18 protein-coding genes and 1 tRNA gene are annotated in these 23,153 nt (G+C 60.1%); 7 read left to right on the top strand and 12 right to left on the bottom strand.

Translation table 11 applies throughout. The annotated features are described in order from the left end of the window. Positions 1-76: 76 nt before the first annotated feature. From BM346_RS14555 to BM346_RS14540, 4 genes are read right to left on the bottom strand one after another with little or no spacing between them, the layout of a single operon-like run. Positions 77-1,804 (bottom strand): alpha-amylase family glycosyl hydrolase, encoded by a 1,728-nt coding sequence (locus tag BM346_RS14555; RefSeq protein WP_092014669.1) that lies wholly within the window; start codon positions 1,802-1,804, stop codon positions 77-79. Beyond that, positions 1,801-3,024 (bottom strand): glycosyltransferase family protein, encoded by a 1,224-nt coding sequence (locus tag BM346_RS14550; RefSeq protein ID WP_092014666.1) that lies wholly within the window; start codon positions 3,022-3,024, stop codon positions 1,801-1,803. The genes BM346_RS14555 and BM346_RS14550 overlap by 4 nt, the downstream gene beginning before the upstream one ends. Before the next feature lie 45 nt (positions 3,025-3,069). Then, positions 3,070-3,876 (bottom strand): HAD-IIB family hydrolase, encoded by an 807-nt coding sequence (locus BM346_RS14545; RefSeq protein ID WP_092014663.1) that lies wholly within the window; start codon positions 3,874-3,876, stop codon positions 3,070-3,072. A 3-nt stretch (positions 3,877-3,879) separates the two neighbouring features. After that, positions 3,880-4,806: a hypothetical protein gene (locus BM346_RS14540; protein WP_092014660.1), complete on the bottom strand. Its 927-nt coding sequence runs from the start codon at positions 4,804-4,806 to the stop codon at positions 3,880-3,882. 120 nt (positions 4,807-4,926) lie between these two features. On the opposite strand from BM346_RS14540, the gene BM346_RS14535 reads away from it, so the two are divergent. Together BM346_RS14535 and BM346_RS14530 are read left to right on the top strand one after the other, a co-directional pair. After that, positions 4,927-6,387 (top strand): protein adenylyltransferase SelO, encoded by a 1,461-nt coding sequence (locus BM346_RS14535; RefSeq protein ID WP_092014657.1) that lies wholly within the window; start codon positions 4,927-4,929, stop codon positions 6,385-6,387. A 106-nt stretch (positions 6,388-6,493) separates the two neighbouring features. Continuing rightward, the gene (locus tag BM346_RS14530; protein ID WP_092014654.1) at positions 6,494-7,036 is read left to right on the top strand and encodes a hypothetical protein; all 543 of its coding nucleotides are present in this window, start codon (positions 6,494-6,496) and stop codon (positions 7,034-7,036) included. Between the two features lie 183 nt (positions 7,037-7,219). Here BM346_RS14530 and BM346_RS14525 read toward each other — a convergent pair whose 3' ends face one another. Next, positions 7,220-8,734 (bottom strand): fumarate hydratase, encoded by a 1,515-nt coding sequence (locus tag BM346_RS14525; protein WP_092014651.1) that lies wholly within the window; start codon positions 8,732-8,734, stop codon positions 7,220-7,222. Positions 8,735-8,997: 263 nt separating this feature from the next. Here BM346_RS14525 and BM346_RS14520 point away from each other — a divergent pair, with 263 nt between their 5' ends. Beyond that, a complete protein-coding gene (locus tag BM346_RS14520; protein WP_092014648.1) occupies positions 8,998-9,771 on the top strand; it encodes an enoyl-CoA hydratase in 774 nt (257 codons plus the stop codon). A 55-nt stretch (positions 9,772-9,826) separates the two neighbouring features. Here BM346_RS14520 and BM346_RS14515 read toward each other — a convergent pair whose 3' ends face one another. Then, the gene (locus BM346_RS14515; RefSeq protein ID WP_227662994.1) at positions 9,827-10,657 is read right to left on the bottom strand and encodes a hypothetical protein; all 831 of its coding nucleotides are present in this window, start codon (positions 10,655-10,657) and stop codon (positions 9,827-9,829) included. Between the two features lie 28 nt (positions 10,658-10,685). Continuing rightward, complete coding sequence (locus BM346_RS14510; RefSeq protein WP_174805178.1) at positions 10,686-12,179, bottom strand: DNA recombination protein RmuC; 1,494 nt, start codon at positions 12,177-12,179, stop codon at positions 10,686-10,688. Positions 12,180-12,364: 185 nt separating this feature from the next. On the opposite strand from BM346_RS14510, the gene BM346_RS14505 reads away from it, so the two are divergent. From BM346_RS14505 to BM346_RS14495, 3 genes are read left to right on the top strand one after another with little or no spacing between them, the layout of a single operon-like run. After that, the gene (locus tag BM346_RS14505) at positions 12,365-13,186 is read left to right on the top strand and encodes an ATP-dependent zinc protease family protein (protein WP_227662995.1); all 822 of its coding nucleotides are present in this window, start codon (positions 12,365-12,367) and stop codon (positions 13,184-13,186) included. A gap of 10 nt (positions 13,187-13,196) precedes the next feature. Next, a complete protein-coding gene (locus BM346_RS14500; protein ID WP_092014643.1) occupies positions 13,197-14,714 on the top strand; it encodes an inactive transglutaminase family protein in 1,518 nt (505 codons plus the stop codon). Continuing rightward, on the top strand, positions 14,711-15,658 hold the full coding sequence (locus tag BM346_RS14495) for an alpha-L-glutamate ligase-like protein (RefSeq protein WP_092014640.1): 948 nt from the start codon (positions 14,711-14,713) through the stop codon (positions 15,656-15,658). The genes BM346_RS14500 and BM346_RS14495 overlap by 4 nt, the downstream gene beginning before the upstream one ends. 89 nt (positions 15,659-15,747) lie before the next feature. Here the strand turns inward: BM346_RS14495 and BM346_RS14490 are convergent, their stop codons facing one another. Both BM346_RS14490 and BM346_RS14485 read right to left on the bottom strand, forming a co-directional pair. Then, positions 15,748-17,337: a BCCT family transporter gene (locus BM346_RS14490; protein WP_092014638.1), complete on the bottom strand. Its 1,590-nt coding sequence runs from the start codon at positions 17,335-17,337 to the stop codon at positions 15,748-15,750. Between the two features lie 289 nt (positions 17,338-17,626). Then, entirely contained in the window at positions 17,627-19,276 is a 1,650-nt protein-coding gene (locus BM346_RS14485) for an FMN-binding glutamate synthase family protein (RefSeq protein ID WP_406812906.1), read from the bottom strand. Between the two features lie 355 nt (positions 19,277-19,631). On the opposite strand from BM346_RS14485, the gene BM346_RS14480 reads away from it, so the two are divergent. Continuing rightward, positions 19,632-19,708: transfer RNA gene (locus BM346_RS14480), tRNA-Pro, on the top strand. Positions 19,709-19,772: 64 nt separating this feature from the next. Here BM346_RS14480 and secD read toward each other — a convergent pair. The 3 genes from secD to BM346_RS14465 all read right to left on the bottom strand — a co-directional run bounded on the left by secD (position 19,773) and on the right by BM346_RS14465 (position 23,140). Beyond that, positions 19,773-22,298 (bottom strand): protein translocase subunit SecD, encoded by a 2,526-nt coding sequence (secD, locus tag BM346_RS14475; RefSeq protein WP_092014632.1) that lies wholly within the window; start codon positions 22,296-22,298, stop codon positions 19,773-19,775. A 75-nt stretch (positions 22,299-22,373) separates the two neighbouring features. Then, positions 22,374-22,757 carry a hypothetical protein gene (locus BM346_RS14470; protein ID WP_092014629.1) on the bottom strand — a complete coding sequence of 128 codons (384 nt, stop codon included), beginning with the start codon at positions 22,755-22,757 and terminating at the stop codon, positions 22,374-22,376. A 152-nt stretch (positions 22,758-22,909) separates the two neighbouring features. Next, positions 22,910-23,140, bottom strand: coding sequence for a hypothetical protein (locus BM346_RS14465; protein WP_092014626.1), 231 nt, complete (start codon positions 23,138-23,140; stop codon positions 22,910-22,912). Between the last annotated feature and the right edge of the window lie 13 nt (positions 23,141-23,153).

Below are 23,153 nucleotides of genomic sequence, written 5' to 3'. Positions count from 1 at the left end.
TCAGTCTATTCATTGGGGACAATAATGTCCCGGACCCGGGAGGTCTTTTTTATCCGGCCGGGGCCGGGCCGGCAGATCAGCGATTGGACAACCATACGCACTGATAGGGTTTCAGGGTAAGGCACCCCGACAGGTCGGCCATGGTTTCGCCACTGATCAGGTCCCGCCACTGCTCGGTGCCGATCAGGTTGATGTCAGCCAGTGAGATCTGCTGCACCTCGTCGGTAATGTTGTGGATGCAGAAAATGGACTGATCGCGGCGCAGGCTCTGGCGCCAGAAACCGAAAATCTTGAGGCCAAGATGCAGGGTGAACTGGGTCGCATTGGGGTGAAACGCAGGCTGCCGGCGGCGCAGGCGGATCCGTTCCTCCAGCCGGGTGAATACCTGGCTGTGATGGCTGAGGGGGCTCGCCAGTTCCTGCTCCAGCACCTCCAGATTCCATTGGCCGCGGTTGATGGACCTCAGCCGTCCGGTGTGTTCGGCCCGGGCATAATCGTTACCGGTGCCCAGCAGGCTGTGGATGTAAAAGGCCGGGATACCCTCCAGCGCCAGCATGATGGTGTGGGCGCAGAGGAAGCGTTGTAGCTGCCACTGGTCAGGGCCGTTCTGCTCGGTGCCTTTGAGGGCATCCCAGAGGGCGATATTGATTTCATAGGGCTGGTTCGAGCCGTTCCCCAGGCGCCGGAAGGACACCTTGCCGCCGAACTGCTCCATGGTGGCGATCAGGGCCAGTTTTTCCTCGTCCGTAAGCAGGCCATCCGTCGGCCGCATGCCGATGCCATCGTGGGAAGCGATAAAGTTGAGGTAGGTGGTGCCCATCTGGGCGGGGGGCATGCTCATCAGCCAGGTTTTCAGGTGCCGGCAGTTGCCGCTGACAAGGGTATTGATCAACAGCGGTGGCAACGAGAAATTGTAGATCACATGGGCTTCGTTGGCGTTGCCGAAGTAGGTGAGATTCTCCCGGTTTGGCACGTTGGTCTCGGTGACCAGTATCGCCTCGGGGCTGTGATGCTCCACCAGCAATCGAAGCACCTTGATGAGCTCGTGGGTCTGCTGCAGATGAATGCAGGACGTGCCCGGTTCCTTCCACAGGAACGCCACCGCATCCAGGCGGAAAAGCCGCACCCCCTGCTCCAGGTAATAGCGGATGATGCCCACGAACTCCACCAGCACCTGGGGGTTGGCGAAGTTCAGATCCACCTGGTCCTCACTGAAGGTGCACCAGACATGACGCTCACCTTCCTCTGTCTGCACAGCAAGCAATAGCGGCGAAGTTCGGGGGCGAACCACCGCGCTGTAGTCCCGGGCCGGGTCCGCCTCGAAGAAATAGTCCTTGCCAGGGTGCAGCCGTTGCCTGAAGTTCTCGAACCAGCGGCTGCGGGCCGACATGTGGTTGATCACCAGATCCGCCATCAGCCTGTATTCGGCGGAGATGGCGCGGATATCCTCCCAGCCGCCGTGGGACTCATTCACCGCCCGGTAGTCCATTACCGAGAAGCCATCGTCCGAGCTGTAAGGAAAAAACGGCAGGATGTGAACACAATTGATGGTTTCCCGCAGGCAGTCATCCAGAAACCGGTGCAGGGTTCGCAGGGGCTTCTCCCCGGCTTCCTGAATGGTATCGGCATAGGTGATCAGCAGAATGTCGGACTCGTCCCAGTTGTTCTGGTGTGCCGGCGGGCCAATCGCATCCTCCGCCAGCCCCATGCCTTCCAGCAGCTCTCTGGCCAGCCATCGGGTATCCAGGGCCGGGTAGATCTGGTCGAGTACGCCCATCAGCTTCTGCAGGACGCCTTCACTCATGGGGCGAACTCCTGGTTGTCCGCCTCAACGGCATCCTGCATTTCCTGCATCAGCTCCGGCAAGGCACTGGCAACCCGACTCCAGCTGGGTATGAAAGGCGTTTCCATGGGATTGTCCAGAAAGTAGTTGCCGGCCTCCATGACATTCCGGGCAAACACTTCCACGGCTTTCTCCTCGGCATGGCGGTCCAGGGTCAGGCCATTGATGATGGCGTCGTTCTGGTAGGTCTCGATAAAGTCCAGTGCGATCCGATAATAAGTGGCCTTGATGGTCCGGAACTCTTCCGTGGACAGCACCTCGCCATCGGTCGCCAGTTTGCGGAACAGCGCCTTGCAGATGTCCATGCTCATCTTGGAGAGACCCTTGCTGGCATCCTCCGGCGACAGCTCCTGGTGCTTGTGGTCATAATTGTCGGCGATGTCCACCTGGCACAGGCGATTGGTGGCGTAGTTGCGCTTCATCTCCGACAGCACTCCGATTTCCAGGCCCCAGTCGCTGGGAATACGCAGGTCGTTGATAACGTCCGTGCGCAGGGAAAATTCACCCGCCAGCGGATATCGGAAGCTGTCCAGGTAGTCCAGCAGCTCACGTCGACCGCAGACTTTCTTCAGGGCCCGCAGCAGCGGCGTGACCAGCAGCCGGCTGACCCGGCCATTCATGCTGGTCTCAGCGACACGGGGATAATAGCCCTTGCAGAACATGTAGTTGAACGAGGGGTTGGCCACCGGATAGATTAGCCGTGCCAGCAGCTCCCGGGAGTAGGTGAGGATATCGCAGTCGTGAAGGGCAACGGATTCGCTGCGTCCGGAGGCCAGCACATAGCCGAAACAGAACCAGACGTTGCGGCCCTTGCCCATCTCGGTGGGGGCCAGCCCCTGCTCCCGTAGCTTGAGATCAATGTCCCGCATGCGGGGGCCATCATTCCAGAGCACCTTCACCCTTTGCGGCAGGCCCGAGAAATAGCTCAGGGCATGGCGGTATTCGTCCTCACTGGCGCGGTCCAGGCCGACGATGATTTCCTCGAGATAGGGCACTGACTTGAGTTCCTCGACGATATGGGCAAGAGCGGGACCTTCAAGCTCGGAATACAGCGATGGCAGCACCAGAGACATGGGGCGTGACCTGCTGAAATGGACCAGTTCCGCTTCCAGATCCTCCACGGGGCGCCGGGTCAGGTTGTGGAGCGTGGTGACGATTCCATTCTGGTAGAAGTCGCCCATTTTACCTCTCCTTATTCTGTATTCACTGATGCGGGCCAGAGCGGCTCAGTCGTAGTCATAGCGGGAGAGAATGTCCTGGACACATTGATTCCAGCCCGCCGGTCCGAGTTCGACGGACCTCATCACCGCATGGCCATCGGGCAGCTCAACAGCATCGGAGTTCACTCCTGAAATCACTACTGCAAGGTCCGCGCCAGCCAGCATGGGCAGGTCGTTGGGGCTGTCTCCGAGGGCTATCGAAAGCAACGTCGGCCCGGGGCGGGCCCTGGCGTACAACGACATCAGGTAGCGCATACCATCAGCCTTGTCGAAAAGGCCCATGACATGGAGAAAACGTCCGCCTTCCACCAGGTTCAGGCCGGCCTCGGCGAGGGCGGCGCGGAAGGTCTCCAGGTCACGCCCCGTTCCCTGCCACATCAATGGCTCGGTTCCCGATCGGTCCAGCGCCAGGGCCGCCCCGGCCTCATCCAGCCCGGTCACTCGGGACAGCTCCGTGACGGACAGATCACTGAAGCCGGTAAAGGAGAAGCCCTGCAGCCGCAATTCACGGAGTACCGCGAGCACCCGTGACCGGCTACAGTCCATGTTCAGAGTCTGCTCCGGCCCCGGTTCAAAGTAGTCTGCCGGTATCACAACTGCCGCGCCGTTTTCGACAATAAAGGGGTCTTCGTTCCCCAGCTCCCGGCGCAGGGCACGGATCTCCGGCGCGGTCTTGCTGGAATTCAGCACCAGCGGCAGCCGGTGCCGGCGCAACCGCTCCAGGGCCGGTGCCGCCGGGGTCCAGTCGTAGCTGTGATGATCCAGCAGCGTGCCATCGAGGTCCGAAAAGAAGATCAGTCCAGGCCGGGGCATGGCTCACGCCCGGGTCAGATTGTGGTCATCATCCAGGGAAAGCAGGACATCGGCACGTGCAGGCATGTCCGCCAGGCTGTGCCGGGTTATCCGCTCATAATGCATGATGAAGCGCGCCAGCTCAGTGTCACTCATTATGCGCACTTCCGGTGCAAGGCGGGCACCGTTCTCGCCCACTTTAGGTGCACTCTGGTAGCGCTGGGCGAGCTTGTGCTCCTGTTCGGTGCGCCAGCGGGTGACCGCCTCCATGGAGGGAGCCTTGAGCATGATCAGGATATCCACCCGGTCGAAGAATTCCCGGTAAGGCCCTTCCAGTTGCTGGTTGACGTAGCGTCGCCAGCGACCGTTCTGGTCTTCATCGCTTTCAAGGGTATTGAGGGGCTGCTCAAGGGCCTCTCCAGGCTGCGGCCGTGCATTCACGCACCAGCCTTCCAGGAGGATGATACGGGGCCGTCCGATAAACAGAGGCCAGTGTTCCTCCGGCTCGCGATCATCCAGCGCCTTGTTGAAGATCGGCATGGCGGTACGGGAGCCGGGATTGGCGCCCATCAGAGCATCGAGAACCCGATTGCCCAGGGCGAGATCGTGTGTCCCAGGCACTCCGCGGGTGATCAGCAGCGGATGAATCTCTTCCGCCAGACGCTCCCGGGTTTCACGGGTGTGATAGATGTCGTCCAGTGACAGGCTGGCGGTGGGGCACTGGTAACGGTAGGCCAGCAACACCCTGAGGAAATCCGTCAGTGTCGTCTTGCCGGTGCCCTGGGCACCATGGACGCCCACCACAAGGGGCATGTCGGATGCCCTGCTGGCCTGATACAGTGAGAGGGCAAGGGGTTCGATGACATCGGTCAGGGTTCTGCGGTATTCCGGCGGCAGCTGGTGCTGCGTCATCAGAACCTCAATGGCGTCATCGATATCGGTATTCGGCATGGTGTCTGCTCCATCCAATGCGGTAAGACGTTGATCTGCAGGTTCCATACCAGCAAGTCCGTACCGGTACGACCACACTCATCCAGTATAGAAGGAGAATGGCTTCCGGGCCGACTACCCATGGCTTCCTTCAGCGGAATCAGGACCAGACAGCGTTACCGTGAACTGCCGGAAACCTTCTACACCCCGGTCCGGCCCACGCCACTGCGCGGCGACATCAAGCTTGTGCACTTCAATACGGACCTGGCCCGGGAGATGGGCCTCGACACCACGTCCCCTGAGGACTGGACCGAGGTTGGCGCCGGCCGAGCGCTACTGGCAGGTATGGATCCGGTGGCCATGAAATACACTGGCCACCAGTTCGGGATGTACAATCCGGACCTGGGGGACGGGCGGGGCCTGCTGCTCTGGGAAACGGAGGACCCCGATGGCCGGATCCGTGACTGGCACCTGAAAGGCGCCGGGCAGACCCCCTACTCCCGCTTCGGAGACGGGCGGGCGGTGCTGCGCTCGACCATTCGCGAATACCTGTGCAGCGAAGCCATGCACCACCTGGGCATTCCCACCACCCGGGCCCTGTTCCTGGTTTCCTCCAGGGAGCCGGTGCGTCGTGAAACCCTGGAAACCGCTGCCGCAATGCTCAGGGTGGCGGATACCCACATCCGCTTTGGTCATTTCGAGTACGCCGCCCACAGCCTGGGTCCCGAGGCGGTCAAAACTCTTGCCGACCACACCATCCGCCACCATTTCCGGGAATTGACCGGGCTGCCAGAGAATGAACGCTATACCTCTTTTTTCGCCGAGGTCACACGCCGGACCGCCCGCATGGTGGCGCAGTGGCAGGGTGTCGGCTTCTGTCACGGGGTGATGAATTCGGACAACATGTCCATCATCGGTGATACCTTCGACTATGGGCCTTACGCCTTCCTGGATGACTTCGACGCCGGCTACATCTGTAATCACACTGACCAGCAGGGACGTTACGCCTACAACCGCCAACCCGGGATTGGGTTCGTCAATTGCCAGTTACTGGCTCGATCCCTTATCTCACTGATTGATGAAGATGACCTCCGCCGCGCCCTGCGTGAATACGAAACCACCTACAATGAGACTTTCCTGGAACTGATGCGCCAGAAGCTGGGCCTGGAAAAGGGAGATGAGAATGATCTCACCCTGATCATGGACACCTTCAGCATGCTCCATGAACACCGTGTCGACTACACTCTCTTCTTCCGTGGCCTGTCCCGGCTGCCCTCCCGGGGAGCAACGCCGGTTCGCGATCTGTTCGTCGACCGCAAGGTCGCCGACGAATGGCTGGCGAGATATGGGCAGCGATTGCAGGACGAGAGCCGGTCTGCCAGTGAACGGGAAACGGCCATGTGCGGGATCAATCCCAAGTTCATACTGAGGAATTACCTGGCCCAGCAAGTCATCCTTGAGGCAGGTGAGGGAGATTATCAGCCATTGACGGACCTGTTGAACGTGCTGAAGCGACCTTTTGATGAACAGCCGGAAAACGAGCATTACGCTGCCCAGCCCCCGGACTGGGGCAGGCACATGAACATCAGCTGCTCCTCGTAGCAGACTTGCGCCAGGTCACCACTACCTCCTTAGCTCCCACATGATTGGCCAGTTATGGTTTATAGTGGGGCTACTTCATTCTTCACTGGTGGACTCAGGACCGTACATGAGAAGACTGTTTTATCTTGTGGATTCCATCGACAGCGTCGACGCGATTTCCGACGACCTTGACCGGGAGGGCGTGGGCAGCTGGCGGTTCCATATCGTCAGCAAAAACGAGGCAGGATTGCACAGACACCGGCTGCATTCGGCCAGCGTGCTGCAACGTACCGACCTGATGCGGTTCCTTGAAAGGGGCTGGCTGATCGGCGCGGCAATAGGCGTCATTGTGGTGAGCACCCTCTACGCGGGACTTGGCTTTGACTGGCCGCTGTTCGCCTGGATTTCCCTGTTCGCTTTTTCCGTTGTCTCCGGCGGCTGGCTTGCGGGCTTTGGCGGCATCAGCGCCCGCAACTACCGCATCCGCCCTTTTCTCAAGGACATTGAAGCAGGCCGGCACCTGGTGATGGTGGATGTACCGAAAGAACACGAGGACAGGATGAAACAACTGATGGCCCGCCACCATCCGGAAGCGGAGCTGCAGGCGAGGGACGACAGTTTCAACAACCCCTTTGCGGGACCCCGCAAGCACAAGCGCACGGACCGCTAGAGATTTTAGCCACGGAATCCACGGAAGGACACGGAAAAAAAGACTAAAGACCAGCCACGGACATAAACGGACGAAAAAGAGAAAGGATTTTGATTTCCTGGCTATGTCAGTCCGTGCCGTCCGTGGCCAAATTATTTATCCTTATCTTTTTCCGTGTTTTCCGTGTTTTCCGTGGCTAACCCCTCAAACCGCTTTAGCGGCGATGATTTTTTCCTGCCATTCTGCCGGGCCGGTCTGATGTACCGAGCTGCCGCGGGAATCCACCGCCACGGTGACTGGCATGTCCTCCACCTCGAACTCGTAGATGGCTTCCATGCCCAGTTCCGGGAAGGCCACCACTTCGGCCTTCTTGATGGCCTTGGACACCAGGTAGGCGGAGCCGCCGACGGCCATCAGGTAGACGGCGCCGAACTCGCGGATGGCGTCGATGGCCACCTGGCCGCGCTCGGCCTTGCCGATCATGCCAGTCAGGCCGGTCTTCTCGAGCATCGTGTGGGTGAACTTGTCCATGCGGGTGGCTGTGGTGGGGCCAGCGGGGCCAACCACTTCTTCCCGGACAGGGTCCACCGGACCCACGTAGTAGATAAACCGGCCGGTCAGATCCACGGGAAGGGACTCGCCCTTCTCGATCATGTCCACCATCTTCTTGTGGGCAGCGTCACGGCCGGTCAGCATCTTGCCGGAGAGCAGCACGGTCTCCCCCGGCTGCCAGTCTTTCACGTCTTCCGGGGTCACGGTGTCGAGGTTGACCCGGCGTACGTTCTCGCCCACTTCCCAGGTGATTTCCGGCCAGTCTTCCAGGCTCGGCGGGGTCTGCAGGGCGGGACCGGTGCCGTCCAGGGTGAAGTGGGCGTGGCGGGTCGCGGCACAGTTGGGAATGATCGCAACGGGCTTGTTCGCTGCGTGGGTCGGATAGTCTTTTACCTTAACGTCCAGCACGGTGGTCAGTCCGCCCAGGCCCTGGGCCCCGATGCCCAGGTCATTGACCTTGTCGAACAGCTCCAGTCGCAGCTCCTCGGCGCGGTTCGAGGCGCCCCGCTCCTTCAGGTCATGGATATCAATTGGATCCAGCAGGGACTCCTTGGCCAGTTCCATGGCTTTCTCGGCGGTACCACCAATGCCGATGCCCAGCATGCCCGGCGGGCACCAGCCGGCGCCCATCTGGGGCACCATTTTCAGAACCCAGTCCACCACCGAGTCGGAGGGGTTGAGCATGGCGAACTTGGACTTGGCTTCAGAGCCGCCACCCTTGGCCGCGACATGCACTTCCACCGTATCGCCGGGCACGATCTTGTAGTGAATGATGGCCGGCGTGTTGTCCTTGGTGTTCTCTCGCTTGCCGTCCGGGTCCGCCAGGACCGAGGCCCGCAGGACGTTGTCCGGGTGGGTATAGGCGCGGCGCACGCCTTCGTTGATCACGTTATCCAGGGGCATGCTGCAGTCCCACTGAACGTTCATGCCAACATTCACGAACACCGTGACGATGCCGGTGTCCTGACAGATGGGGCGATGGCCCTCGGCGCACATGCGGGAGTTGATCAGTATCTGCGCCATGGCATCCTTGGCCGCCTGGGACTCTTCCTTCTGGTAGGCTTCGTATACGCCCTGGATGAAGTCCTTGGGGTGATAGTAGGAAATGAACTGCAGCGCGTCCGCTACGCTTTCGATCAGGTCGTCCTGGCGGATTACGGTGGTCATAGGCGTCTCATCAGTTATCGGTTATACGGTTGGCCGGGATCGTCTGTGTCATCGGGAAGCAACGGCCCCGCAAAAAAACGGCGCCAAGTTTACCAGCAAGGCCAGATTTTATACAGACTGAAAGGGCCCGCCACGGTGCCGGTTTCCTTTGCATAAAACGCTGCAGTTGGGGTTTAATCCATGGGCCAAGACCAAAGTCTAATGACCCAAACCCCCTTTGCGGCCACCGGTGTCCGGCGGCCTTCATGAATCAAGGAGCCCCCGTGAGCGAACACGTTACCATCGACCTGCAGGATCAGATCCAGATCGCCCGGCTGAACCGCCCGGAGCGTAAGAACGCCCTTACCCAGGACATGTACACCGCTCTTGCCCACGCCATCCAGAGCGCAGAGACGGACGACGCCATTCGCTGCACCCTGATCACGGGTTCGGAGGAGTGTTTTACGGCTGGCAACGACCTGTCGGACTTCGCTGCCGGGCCCGTCGGCGAATTCGAAACCTCACCGGTGGGACGCTTCCTGTTCGGGCTGGCCGGCGCCAACAAGCCAGTGGTGACAGCGGTGAATGGTCCTGCCGTGGGCATCGGCACCACCATGCTGCTGCATGTGGATATGGTTTTTGCAGGGAATAACACCGCCTTCCAGATGCCTTTTGCCAACCTTGGCCTGTGTCCTGAGGGGGCATCCAGCCTGCTGCTGCCGGAGTGGCTGGGTCGCGTGCGGGCAGCTGAGCTTCTGTTGCTCGGCGGGGTCTTCGACGCTCCGAAAGCCCTCGAACTGGGCCTGATCAACCGGGTCTGCGAACCGGCCGAGACCGAACGGCAAGCCCTGGATGCCTGCCGTCAGCTCGCTGCCCAGCCGCCTGCGGCCATTCGCGCCACCAAGCGCCTGCTGAACCGCCGTAATCAGGAAGCCCTGAGAACCGCCATGCTGGCTGAGGGTGAACTGTTTGGCGAGCGCCTGACATCGCCGGAAGCCGCCGAAGCCTTCAAGGCTTTCATGGAAAAGCGCAAACCCGACTTTTCCTCATTCTCCTGACTTCGCGCCCGGAGCCGGCCCTGAGCGCCCGTCAGGAGCCGGCAGTGGCCACAACTCAGGAGCCGCCCTCCGGCTGCTGAAGCAGTCGGATCAGGCGGCCCAGAGTCGTCGAGATTTCTTCTGCCCGGTCCCGGTCGATGCCCAGTCGCAGAAAGCGGGAGCCATCTCGCGGGTCGTAGATCCAGCAGGATTCGGTGGCATTCTCACAACTCCACTCGATTACCGGGCTGACGCCATACACCGGTAACGCGTGGGTGGTGAGTGACCGGTTACCGTTGTCATCGGTGCGGGTCTCACGAAAGTGGATCTCGCCATTGGGAACGGAGACCTGATAGTGCAGATCAGGGCTGCTGCCTTCCCGGATGACCTTGGGGTCTCGACGCCACCCCGCCAGATCCAGCAGGGTGTTCATGTGCCGGATCAGGGCCTTGCGGTCTGAATCCACCAGGTACAGGCGCTGCAACCGCTCCGGACTGTCGCCATTGGCGGGCCGGATTTCGGCCACCGGTTCACCGCCGGAACCGTCATTGGAGCGACCGCCCTGGCGGGCCCTGGCCTGCTCGATATCAGTGATCAGTTTCAGGGCCTCGGTGTAGTACTGACCGTCAGCGCCTGTGCCTGCAATGTAGTTTTCAAGGGCGGACATCGCCTCGTTGTAGTGCTCCGACTGGGCCATGACCCTGCCCCGGTAGTAAAGATACTGGGGCGGTTTCTGCCCCTCCAGTGACTGCAGCCGGTTGAGGTATTCCGCCGCTTCCCCCCAGCGCTCCTTTTCCACTGATTCCTCCACAGCCAGTATCAGTCGCTGGATCTCATGTTCGGGTGGCAGCGCCATGGTTGCAGTCGCCGCGGCAAGCAGCGTGCCCGCCAAAAGACCAGCGGCCATCAGCCGGAAGCTCCGACGAGGCCTTGCCTTAATCCCTGGGTACATCGTAATCATCCTCATAAATGCCTGCCTGTTCCTCGGTGACGGCTTTCCGGGCGTCCTCGTGGACGTCATCATCCTCGTCTCCCAGAGCGTCCGCCTGTTCGGTGACGGTTCTGGGCAGTTCTTTCTTCACTCTGACGCCCAGCTCCACAAACCGGCTGGCCTGTGAAATCAGGTTGCCCCGCCCGCGGGTCAGGGTGTTCATGGCCCCCTCATAGCTGCTCTGCACGGTCTGCAGCTGGGCTCCCATCTTTTCCATGGCCTCTACAAACACCCTCAGTTTGTCATAGACGGCGCCGGCCCGATCCGCAATCTTGCGGGCGTTCTGGCTCTGTCGTTCGTACCGCCAGACATTCTCAATGGTCCGCAGGGTCGCCAGAAGCGTGGTTGGTGTCACTACAATAATCTTTTTCTCGAACGCTTCCGCGAACAGGTTCTCGTCACGCTGGAAGGCCGCCACAAACGCCGGTTCAATGGGCATGAACAGCAGCACGAAATCCGGTGAGTGCAGACCGTTGAGCTGACTGTAGTCCTTTTCGCTCAGGCCGCGGATATGCTGGCGCACCGCCTCCACATGGGCTTTCAGGTTCGCTTCCCGGTCCGCTTCGTCGTCGGCTGTCATCCAGGCCTGGTAGGCCAGCAGCGACACCTTGGAGTCAACCACCAGGTTGCGACTGTCCGGCAGATGGACCACGACATCCGGGCGCAACAGCTGGCCGGCCCCATCCCGGTAGCTGCCCTGGGTCTCGTACTCAACGCCCTTGCGGAGGCCGGAGCGCTCAAGTACCCGCTCCAGAATCAGCTCGCCCCAGTTGCCCTGGATTTTTTTGTCGCCCTTGAGGGCACGGGTCAGACTGGCGGCTTCCTCGGTGATCTGCCGGTTCAGATCCTGCAGGGACTTGATCTCACTTCGCAGAGCCTGGCGATCACGGGTTTCCGTGGTGTAGACATCCTCCACCCGCTTGCGGAAGTCCTGCAACTGGTCCCGGAACGGGTTGAGGAGACTGTCAAGACTGGTTCGGTTCTGCTGGCTGAAACGCTCACTCTTCTGGTCGAAGATGCGATTGGCGAGATTCTCGAATTCCTGCTTGAGGGCATCGCGATTTCGCGCCAGCTCCTCGACCCGTTTCGCCTCAGCCTGTTTTTCCGCCTCCAGCGCCGCCACACGCTGTTCCAGATCGGCGGCTCTTGTGCGCCAGTGTTCGGTGCTTTGCGCCTGAGCCGCCAGGCGATCGGCCAGTTCGTCAATCTGCCGGTCGGAATGGCTCAGTTGCTGATGTTGCAGTTCCTTCTCATGGAGTTGACGGGCAAGTTCATGCTCCGCCGCCTGGCGGTTGCGGATCTCTTCCGCCAGTCGTCTGTTCACGCGGAAATTCAGAACCCAGGAGACCAGTAGCATCACTAGTAGCATCACTATAGGTACAACAACGATTGCCAGTACGCCCGGCTCGCCGATAATCTGCTGCAGCAGTGAATCCAATTCGCCTGTCTCCCCGAACCTATGGATAACCTGTTTTCACTATGCCTGAATAATCAGTACTATAACGCGAAACTGGCCGTTGTGTGTGTGGCCGGGACCGGAAAACAGAGAACGAGGGAACGGCAATCCGATGGGTCACGCGCCCCAATCGTGAAGTTACCGTAAACCGGCACGAGGGACCGTACATGTATAATCTGCGCGATCTGGACCGTCAGAGAGAGGCCATGTTGTCGACACCCAAACCCCTTGTTCCAGTCTTCGCGGCCGCGCTGCTGCTGACCGGCTGTGCGCCGGACATGGTCGCGGTTAACCGCTATAAGCTGCAGGGGCTCAATGAAGCGCTGGCCAGCCAGCAGGCGGACCTGACCCACCTGAAGGCGATCAACACCAGCCACCATGACGAGCTGAAAGACCTCAACCAGCACTCCACGGACCGGATCCTGGAAGCCATCACTCTTCAGGTGAAACCACCGGAATGCCCCCCGATTCCGGAAACACCCGTGTGCAAGGTTTCCGAGACCGACACAGGGACCAGCGACCGGGTCAAGGGCAAGCTGGTGGTGGGAGAAGTGGAAAAGGCTTTCCTGATCGGTCCCAATATTGTCTACGATGCCCGTATCGACAGTGGCGCGGAAACCTCCTCCATGGATGCCCGCGATGTCCGCCGCTTCGAGCGGGACGGCAAGGAGTGGGTGCGTTTCGAGATTCCCGTTCCGGGTTCGGAAACCGAGCAAACCGTCACCCTGGAACGCCAGGTGGTTCGCAACGTTCGGATCATCCAGGCGAATCAGGAGGACTATGAACGTCGTGCCGTTGTCGAGCTTCAGTTCCGGATCGGCGATCATCAGCAGAAAGCCGAATTCACTCTGAGTGACCGCGATCACCTTACCTACTCGCTGCTGATCGGCCGGAACATCCTCCGGGACGTGATGCTGATTGATGTCGGCAAGGAATTCAGCACCGAGTTACCGCGCTCGATCACTTCCGCCGCTAACGGCAAGAACTGAAGGATCCCCGGTGAAGCAGCGTTCCCGCTACCCATTCTATATCTCGGTCCTGTTGCTGATCGTCACGGGTCTGGGCCTGGCCGGCGTCCGTCACATGCAGCTGGGCATTCCCTGGTTCGCAGGTGCCAAGCAACCGGTGTGGATGGTGGAAGCCCGGATCGATTTCGAGGCCCAGGGCGACCCGGTGCTGGTGAGCCTGAATGTTCCGGAAAACCCACCCGGTTTCAGGGTGCTTTCCAGGCAGGCGGCCTCCCCCGGCTACGGTTTCTCGCTCATTGAGGATTCCGGGGACCTGCGGGCAGAGTGGAGCATTCGCGAGGCCGACGGTTCTCAGACCCTGTATTTCAACGTCCAGCTGACACCGGACGACACCCGGGACGGCGACATCCGCTCAACCAAACCCCAGCCCGAACCGGTATTCTGGGAGGAGCCCCAGGCAACGGCGGTGGCCGAGGTGCTGGAGCGGGCAGCCGCCAAATCCGCCAGCCCCGAGAGCATGACCCGGGAACTGATCAAGCTGATGCAGTCCTCGGATCCGGACCAGAATATCGCCCTGTTGCTGAACAACGCGAACCACGTGCCCCTGCTTGAGCGCATGCTCAACCATGCAGGCATCCCCGCCCGGGTCGCCGATGGCCTGAAGCTGGAAGACGCACGCCGGCTCCAGCCCCTGCGTCCCTTTTTACAGATTCACAATGGCGAGCGTTGGCTGACGTTCCACCCTGAGACGGGCCAGCAGGGCCTGCCTGATGACGTCCTGCTCTGGCGACAGGACTCCTCCTCATTGCTTGACGTGGTTGGCGGCCAGGATTCCCAGGTAACCTTCTCCATGCTCCAGCAGACCGTGCCGGCCTTGCAGCTGGCGACCCGTGAAGGCGCCCAGACCGGCCTCGGCTTCCTGAGCCTTTACGAACTGCCCATTGAGGAACAGGGTATGTTCCGGATGTTGCTGCTGCTCCCCCTCGGAGCCCTGGTGGTGGCCTTCATGCGGATTATTGTCGGCGTCAGGACCTCCGGCACTTTCATGCCGATACTGATCGCTGTGGCGTTTGTGCAGACCTCGCTGGTTCCAGGGCTGGTGGCTTTCCTGTCGGTGGTGGCGGTGGGCCTGATGATGCGGGGCTACCTGTCCAGCCTGAACCTGTTGCTGGTGTCGCGTATATCGGCCCTGATCATCCTGGTCATCGCCATTACCACAGGCTTCAGTATCATCGGTTACCAGATGGGTTTTAACACCGGCATGACGGTCACCTTCTTCCCCATGGTCATCCTTGCCTGGACCATTGAACGGATGTCGATCCTCTGGGAGGAGGACGGCCCCCGGGAGGTCATGGTACAGGGCGGCGGCAGCCTGTTCGTTGCGGTGCTGGCCTACCTGCTGATGGATATGCCATTGGCCCGCCACCTGACCTTCAACTTTCCCGAACTGCACCTGGTGACCTTCGGCCTGATTCTGCTCATGGGGCAGTACACCGGCTACAAGCTCAGTGAACTGCGTCGCTTCCGCCCGGTAAAGGACTTCGGATGAGCGCCTGGATATCGCCCTTACGGCTCAGCAGGGCCGGCATTCTGGGCATGAACAAGCGCAATGTGGGCTATATCGCCCGCTATAATGACCGCAGTGCCTATCCACTGGTTGATGACAAGCTCAAGACCAAGCTGCTGGCCGAAGATTTCGATATCAAGACCCCCAAACTGCACCAGGTGGTCCGGCAACAGCATGAGATCGGCCACTTCAGCGACATGGCGGTGGATCTTGAGGGCTTTGCCATCAAGCCCTCCAAGGGCTCCGGGGGCAAGGGTATTACCGTCATCCTCCACCGGGACGGCGACCAGTACGTGAAGGCCTCCGGTGCCCGCCTTCCCCTGTCGTATCTGGAGCATCATCTGAGCAACATTCTTGCGGGCCTGTACAGCCTTGGCGGCAAACCGGATGTTGCCCTTGTTGAGGACCTGGTGCGCCCCGCGGCTCTGCTGGCCCGCTATTCCTACCAGGGCGTGCCGGATATCCGTATCATCGTGTTCCAGGGGTATCCCGTCATGGCGATGCTGAGACTCTCCACCAAAGCTTCCGACGGCAAGGCGAATCTGCACCAGGGCGCGGTGGGCGTCGGCCTCGACATTGGCAGCGGCTGGGCACTCAACGCCGTCCAGTTCAATCGGCCGATTCTGCTTCACCCCGATACCGGGTTGCCGGTCAGCGATATCAAGATCGAGGACTGGGACACCATGCTGCTGATGGCCGCGCGCTGCTATGAGGCCACCGGTCTTGGCTACATCGGGGTGGATCTCGTGCTGGATGAGACCGAGGGGCCGTTGCTGCTGGAGCTGAACGCCCGCCCTGGCCTCACCATCCAGATGGCCAATGGCAAGGGGCTGGTTCCCCGGCTACGCAATATCGAAAGCCTTAAGCGCCCTCATCTGCTGCCTGAAAAACGCGTGGTATACGCCAAAAAGACATTCGGACAGTAATCCCTACCGTTCGGACACTGACCGACTCTCCATAAAAAAACCGGAGCCCTCACAGGCTCCGGTTTTTTTACTTCAGGCAATGTCTGATATCAGAGCTTGCCCTCGGCAATCAGCAACTGGCGCTCATGATTGAGGCCCTTCATCAGGCCCCAGCACATCACCAGAAGAATCGCCGTGAACGGCAGGCCCGCACTGATGGCCGTCGCCTGCAGGGCCCCGAGGGCATCATCGCCCCCGCCAAAGATCAAAGCCGCAGCGATGGCGCCTTCCATAACCACCCAGAACACGCGCTGGGCCGTTGGTGAGTCCGTCTTACCACCGGCGGTAATGCTATCCACCACCAGTGATCCCGAGTCAGAGGAGGTCACGAAGAAAACCAGCACCAGGAGCACGCCAACAGCAGAGGTGAGGCCAACGAACGAGATGTTCTGCAGCATTTCGAACATGGCCAGTGATACATCGGTCAGGCCATTTGCGGCCAGAGTACCAACGCCCGCCTGGATCTGCTCAAGGGCAGCGCCGCCAAAGGAGCTCATCCAGACCACCGTGATTACGGTAGGAATCAGCAGTACAGCGGTTACAAATTCACGCACCGTGCGCCCTTTGGACACCCGCGCGATGAACATGCCGACGAACGGCGACCAGGAAATCCACCACGCCCAGTAGAACACGGTCCAACCATGGAACCAGGCTTCATCTTCCCGGCCAAATGGATTGCTCAGGGGAATCATCTTTGTAACATAGGTGGATGAGGTCACCCAGAGGTTCTGGATGATCGCCATGGTGGGACCGGCAAAAATAATGAAAAACAGCAGCAGTGCAGCCAGGACCATGTTGATATTACTGAGGATCTTGACCCCGCCATCAAGCCCGCGCACAACCGAAATCAAAGCTGCGAAGGTAACGCCGGTGATAATGGCCATCTGGACATTGAGCCCGCCTGAAATGCCAAACAGGAAGTCCAGGCCTGAGGCGGCCTGCTGGGCACCAAAGCCCAGGGAGGTGGCCAGACCAAAGATGGTCGCCACCGCTGCCAGGATATCAATGATGTGGCCGGGCCAGCCCCAGACCCGGTCCTTGAGCAGGGGGAAGAAGGCGGACCGGATGGTCAGGGGCAGTCCCTTGTTATAGGCGAAAAATGCCAGGGAGAGAGCAACGACGGCGTAGATCGCCCAGGGATGCAGGCCCCAGTGGTACATCGTGGCCCCCATGGCCATCCTGGCGCCCTCCTCGCTGAAGGCCTCTGCGCCCAGAGGAGTCTCATACCATCCTGTGTAGTAGGCAACCGGCTCGGCCACTGCCCAGAACATCAGACCGATGCCCATGCCGGCGGCGAAAAGCATCGAAAACCAGGACGCCCGTGAGAATTCAGGTGTCGCGTCCTGTCCACCCAGCCGGATCTTGCCGACCGGCAGAAAAATCAGCGCCAGGGAAAACAGTACGAAAATGTTCGCACTGAGCAGAAAAAACCAGTCAAACTTGGCAATAATGGCCCATTTGGCGCCGTCCAGCAGTTCTTTTGCCCCCGCCGGGAACATCAGTGTTCCCACCACGAACAGAACCACAACAATAGCGGTAATGAGGGACACGGGTGCGTGTAGGTCGAGCCCTAGCGGATTAACGTTATCCTGGCCCGCCACGTAGTCGGTCTGGTACTCGTCTTTGACAACCTCGCCCACTGTGGAGTCTCCCGAGTGATTATGGTTTAAGGCATTTGATCGCAGATCCGGTCGCCCGGACTGCCGATGCAAGATGACAGCGCGGTAAGTCTATTGTTTTGATCACTAAGAATCAAAACGTTAGCAAAAACTCAGCCATACATACCCGTCCGAGCCCAAATCAGATTACAGCTCGGTCATCAAACCTTAAGCATAGCCCATTCTGGCCAGGATCAAGCAGCTTCCGGCCATAAACCCGCTCATTCAGGCAGCAGTCCGCCCCCTGGAACTCCCGTTATTTGATTCCTGTTCAATAGATCTTTGTCTGCCTGAGCCTAACCAGAAACTCCGGCGGATCGAAGGAGTCGGTTCTGGCCTCAGGCCAGAACTTGTCGAAGACCGAGTGCTCCACGGGCTCGCCGGAAAGCAGGGACCCGGGTTCCAGGAAATGATAGAGATCTCTGTAAGAATGCACCGTAGTCCGGCTGACACGCCGGATAACATGTTCCGGCCCCAGCTCCGAGGGGTGGCGGAGACCTGCCGCCCCCAGCAGGTTTGCCAGGGCCTTGAGGGTGTTGCGGTGGAAGTTGGCTACCCGTTGACTCTTGTCGGCCACGTCCAGCTTTTTCGAGCGTAGCGGGTCCTGGGTGGCAACACCGCTGGGACAGCGACCGGTATGGCAACTCATGGACTGGATACAGCCCAGAGCGAACATGTATCCACGAGCCGCGTTACACCAGTCGGCACCCAGGGCCAGGGTCTGGGCCATGGTGAAGGCGGAGGTGAGTTTTCCGGCGGCGCCGATGGCGATTTTTTCCCGCAGGTTCACACCTACCAGGGAATTGTGCACCAGCAGCAGAGCCTCATTCAGCGGCATGCCCAGGCGATTGATGAACTCCAGAGGCGCGGCACCCGTACCTCCCTCTCCGCCATCCACCACAACGAAATCAGGGTGGCGCCCCGTCTTCACCATCGCCTTGACGATGGCAAACCATTCCCAGGGGTGGCCGATGGCCAGCTTGATGCCCACCGGCTTACCACCGGAAAGCTCCCGCAGGTGATCAATGAATTCCAGCAGTTCAATGGGCGTGCTGAAGGCGGAGTGGCTGGCGGGAGATACAACGTCCTCGCCGACCCGGACGCCACGGGCCTCGGCAATCTCCGGGGTTACCTTGGCGGCCGGGAGGATGCCGCCATGGCCCGGCTTGGCGCCCTGGGAGAGCTTCAGCTCGATCATTTTGACCTGATCGATGGTGGCGTTGGCTGCAAACCTTTTCTCGTTGAAGGTGCCATCATCATTGCGGCAACCGAAATAGCCGGAGCCAATCTCCCACACCAGGTCCCCCCCGGGCTCGCGGTGATAGCGGGATATCGAGCCCTCCCCGGTGTCATGGTAGAAGCCCCCCATTCGGGCTCCGGTATTCAGCGACAGGATGGCATTGGCGGACAATGACCCGAAACTCATGGCCGAGATATTGAAGACGCTGGCACTGTAGGGCTTTGCACGGGAGGCACCGATGGTTATCCGGAAATCACTGTCTTCGATGTCCACCGGTCGAATGGAATGGTACATCCACTCGTACCCCTCCGAGGACATGTCCAGCAGCGAACCGAAGGGACGCTTGTCCAGAACATCCTTGGCCCGCTGATACACCACCGATCGCTGTTCCCTGGAAAAAGGGAGCGCCTCAAGGTCCGACTGGATGAAGTACTGGCGGATCTCCGGACCGATGGACTCCAGAAAATAACGGAAGTGGGCAAGAATGGGGTAAATCCGGCTGACCGTGCGTTTCCGCTGCACCAGGTCCCAGGTGCCCAGAACCGTCAGGGCGCCGAAGAGCACCACAAGAACCCAGACCGGCGGCCACAGAATGGCCAGTGGAAGCGCGGCCACCAACCCGACAATACTGACTCCGTAGGCGCTGTAACGAAGTGGCAGGGACCATCGCGAGATCTTCACAGTACTTCCTCCTGAACGGGCTTTTACCAGGAACTTAGAAACGGTAGGGCACAACATGTTACAGGACCAACGCCCGATCTGGGCAGCCCGTTGATCTGATGAGCCGCTGACAGCCTCCTGCCCCCCACGCCCAGCCCTCGGACGGTCGCTCTGAAAATCCGGGGAAAGGCCACTGCCACCTGAAAAAAGCGGTTCGGAATCCGCCACTTCCGAGAAGCAAACAATCCTCACAAAGAGTGTTTATTTTTACCGACGGCTCGTGTAGACTTCGCTCCCGCTAAGCCAGTGAGGGAAACCAACCTGGCACCGAGTGCCCGGAAGCCCAGCTTCTGGTAAAGGCACATCGGAAGCGAATCGGGGCGTAGCGCAGCCTGGTAGCGCATCTGCATGGGGTGCAGAGGGTCGCAGGTTCAAATCCTGCCGTCCCGACCAATTGGATCAACAACAAGGCCCGGCGTCGAAAGACCCCGGGCCTTGTTGTTTTTGGGCAATTCCCTCAGGGCATCATCTCCAGCTCCTTTCGCATCTCTTCAGCCGTTGGACGCAGCTGGGGCAGCCCTTTCTGTGTCCGTCGATGACCCAGCCAGTGCAGAATCGGCGCCGCGATGAATACCGACGAACTGGTGCCGACGACGATGCCAAACAGCATGGGCAGGGCAAAACTCGCGACTGCGGCGCCGCCGGCTATACCCATGGGGAGCAGCGCAAGAAAAGTGGTGACGGAGGTAAACACGGTACGGGTCAGTGTCGATGAAATGCTCTCATTCATCACCTGGAGAATGGGCTTGTCTGGGGTCAGGCGCAGGTTTTCCCGAATCCGGTCAAATACGACCACCTTGTCATTCATCGAGTAGCCGATGAGGGCCAGAAGGGCCGCTACCGCCGTCAGGTTGAACTCCACTCCGGTCAGGGCGAAGAAACCGATGGTCTTGGTCAGGTCCAGGGCGATGGTTAGCGTCGCCGCCAGAGCGAAGTGAGACTCAAAGCGCAACCAGAGATAGGCCAGCATGCCCAGACCCGCCAGAAGAATGGCCAGGATGGTGGCATCGGCAAAGCCGCCGCTCACCTTGGGACCCACCATGTCCACCTGGGGGAAACGGGCATCAGCCTGGGCACTGTTCACGGCGGACTTCAGGGCATCCACCTGGGCCGCGGTCGCGCCCGGCTCGCCGGCTTCCGCCGGCAGACGCACCAGGAAGCGGCCGGTGTCACCGGATTCCTGGATGGAGGCGTCCCCCATGTCATGTTCGTGGAGCGTTGCTCTGAGCGCCTCGACCGTCAGCTTGTCCGCCTGAACCTCCACCAGGGTGCCACCCGTGAAATCAACGCCGTATTTCAGGCCGGGCTGGATAAACAACAGGATCGCCGCCAGGGAAAGAATGGCCGAGGCGGCCAGGCCGACAAACCGGCCCCTCAGGAAATCAAGGCGACCTCCGCCAATTCTGTCCAGGAAAGCAAGGCCGCCGATAACAAGTGGTTCCCGTTCCCGACCGCGAATCTGCCATTCCATGATCAGACGGGTCACCGCAATGGCTGTAAACATGGATGTAATCAGGCCGACACCGATGGTGACGGCAAAGCCTCGCACCGGCCCACTGCCGAACAGGAACAGCAGGCTGACGGCGATCAGCGTGGTCACGTTGGAATCAAGGATGGTGGTATAGGCCTTACCGAAACCCTCCCGCAATGCCATCCAGGCGGGTTTGCCACGACGGCACTCTTCCCGGATACGTTCATTGATCAGGATGTTGGCGTCCACGGCCATGCCAATGGTGAGGATAATGCCGGCAATGCCCGGCAGTGTCAGGGTTGCTCCAAGGATGCTGAGGATGCCGAAAAGCAGACCCACATTCACTCCCAGGCCGAGGCAGGCGATCAGGCCCCAGCGGCCATAGATGGCCAGCATGAATGCGATCACCATGACAGCACCCACCAGACCGGTGGTAAGTCCCATGGCGATGGCATCACTGCCAAGATCCGGGCCGACAGTGCGCTCTTCCATCACATGCAGTGGCGCCGGAAGTGCGCCAGCCCTTAAGAGTAATGCCAGGTTGCCGGCCTCGGTCGTGGTGAATGAGCCGCTGATCTCGCCATTGCCGCCAGCGATCACACTGCGAATCACCGGTGCGGTAATCACCCTGTCATCCAGAACAACGGCCAGTGGGCGACCGATATTCTCCCGGGTCATGGCGCCAAACAGGGCCGCGCCGTCCTTATCCAGTTTGAAATTGACCACGGGCTCGCCCGAGTCTGGGTTAAATCCCATCCGGGCGTCCCGGATATGCTTACCCTCCATAGCGACCCGACGCTCAAGCCTGAACTCTTCCCCCGAGTGGGCATCGGGTAGGAATATGGTCGCCTCCATGGCGTCCGCGCTGCTACGGGCGGCCCAGTGGAACGTCATTTTCGCGGTGGTACCGAGGAGTTCGCGGATTTCCCGGGGATCGGCCACGCCTGGCATCTGGACCAGAATGCCATCACGGCCCTGGCGGGTAATGCCGGGGTCAACCAGACCGGTCTCATCCAGGCGGCGACGGACCACCTCAAGACTGCGCTCCACGGCATCGCTGATCAGAGCGTCCCGTCTCGTGTCCGTTAGGGTCAGCACGAGCTCGCCACCGACCTTACTGACCTCGAAGTGAGGAACTCCGTCCGGGGTTTCCCTGGCCAGTTCACGGGCAATCTCAGCGGCTTCCACCAATTCCGCCGGCTTCCGTACAGGCACCTGCACCTCCTCCTCTGTGAGCAGAGGGCGGGAATAGTGAATCCCGGCATCGCGCAGGCTACGGGTCAGTGTTTCAGCCATTGCCTTGTGTTCGTTTCGGATCAATTCCCGGGTGTCCGCTTCAAGCAAAATGTGGGAGCCTCCCTGGAGATCAAGGCCGAGCGACAGCGTCGTGTCCATATACCAGGGCGGCAGTCTGTCGGCTATCGTCGCCGGCAGAAGATTCGGTAACGCGCTCAGCAGGCCGAGCAGGATGATCAGGCCATAGACCATGGCCCGGGTGCGTAGTGATTTCATGGGTAACCCTCGACGAATCAGAAACGAGCAGTTGCCACCATCCTCCCTGGTAAGGAGGACGGCGAGTCGGCTGGGTTACACCAGGGGTGGTGCCCGCAGGGCGGGTCGCAGATAGGCTGAATGCACCACTGCCCGCACCGGGCGATTTGTGGCAGTGACGAGGGACAGACTGCAAGCGGCATAAGACCGGGAATGAGCGACACCATTGTCGATGTCGGGATCAGGGTCGTCAGCGCTGCGGGGGCCCCTTGCTTCGTTCGGTATTATGCTGCGGAAGGACTCGTAGTGACTGACGCCGGACCGAGAATCCGAATTCGCCACAAAGCCAGTGCCGGGTGACACAACTGCGGAGGCAAAGCTTGTGGTGACCAACACTCCGGCAAAGGCCACCGAAAGGAACACCGTCACCCATTGGGGTATGGATTTATAACCAATCAGGCGACGCAGGGTCTGGATCATGGCTCGGTCTCTACGGTAGCTGATCCAGTTTGTGGGGAGCCTTCGGGACAGTCAACGGGAAAACAGGCGACCTCTGGAAACTACGTAGCTCCCCGCGCGGGTCCGGACATCAGGCTCCGTTTGCGACCAGTTCTGAGGATCGACAGATCCGCCTAGATCTCATCGTTGCCAATGGACGTGCCGTCTTCGAATCTCGCAACGACATTCTCTTTATCGCAACGAGTCATCTCGCCGCAATGCTTGCACTGGACCATATTTTTAGCCAGCGCAGAGGAATCCACTTTGCTTTTGGGGCTCACCAGAATGGGTGCGGGAAATGTTTCACCACATTTAAGACACTGGATGGTAATGCTGACAGTTTCCGGGTCCTTGTTTGCAGTCACACTTTCCTCCGGT

This window comes from Marinobacter daqiaonensis, assembly GCF_900115285.1.
Taxonomy (GTDB): Bacteria; Pseudomonadota; Gammaproteobacteria; order Pseudomonadales; family Oleiphilaceae; genus Marinobacter; species Marinobacter daqiaonensis.
The sequence above is the reverse complement of the archived record's forward strand: the minus strand, read 5'-3'. Positions and strand labels throughout refer to the sequence as shown.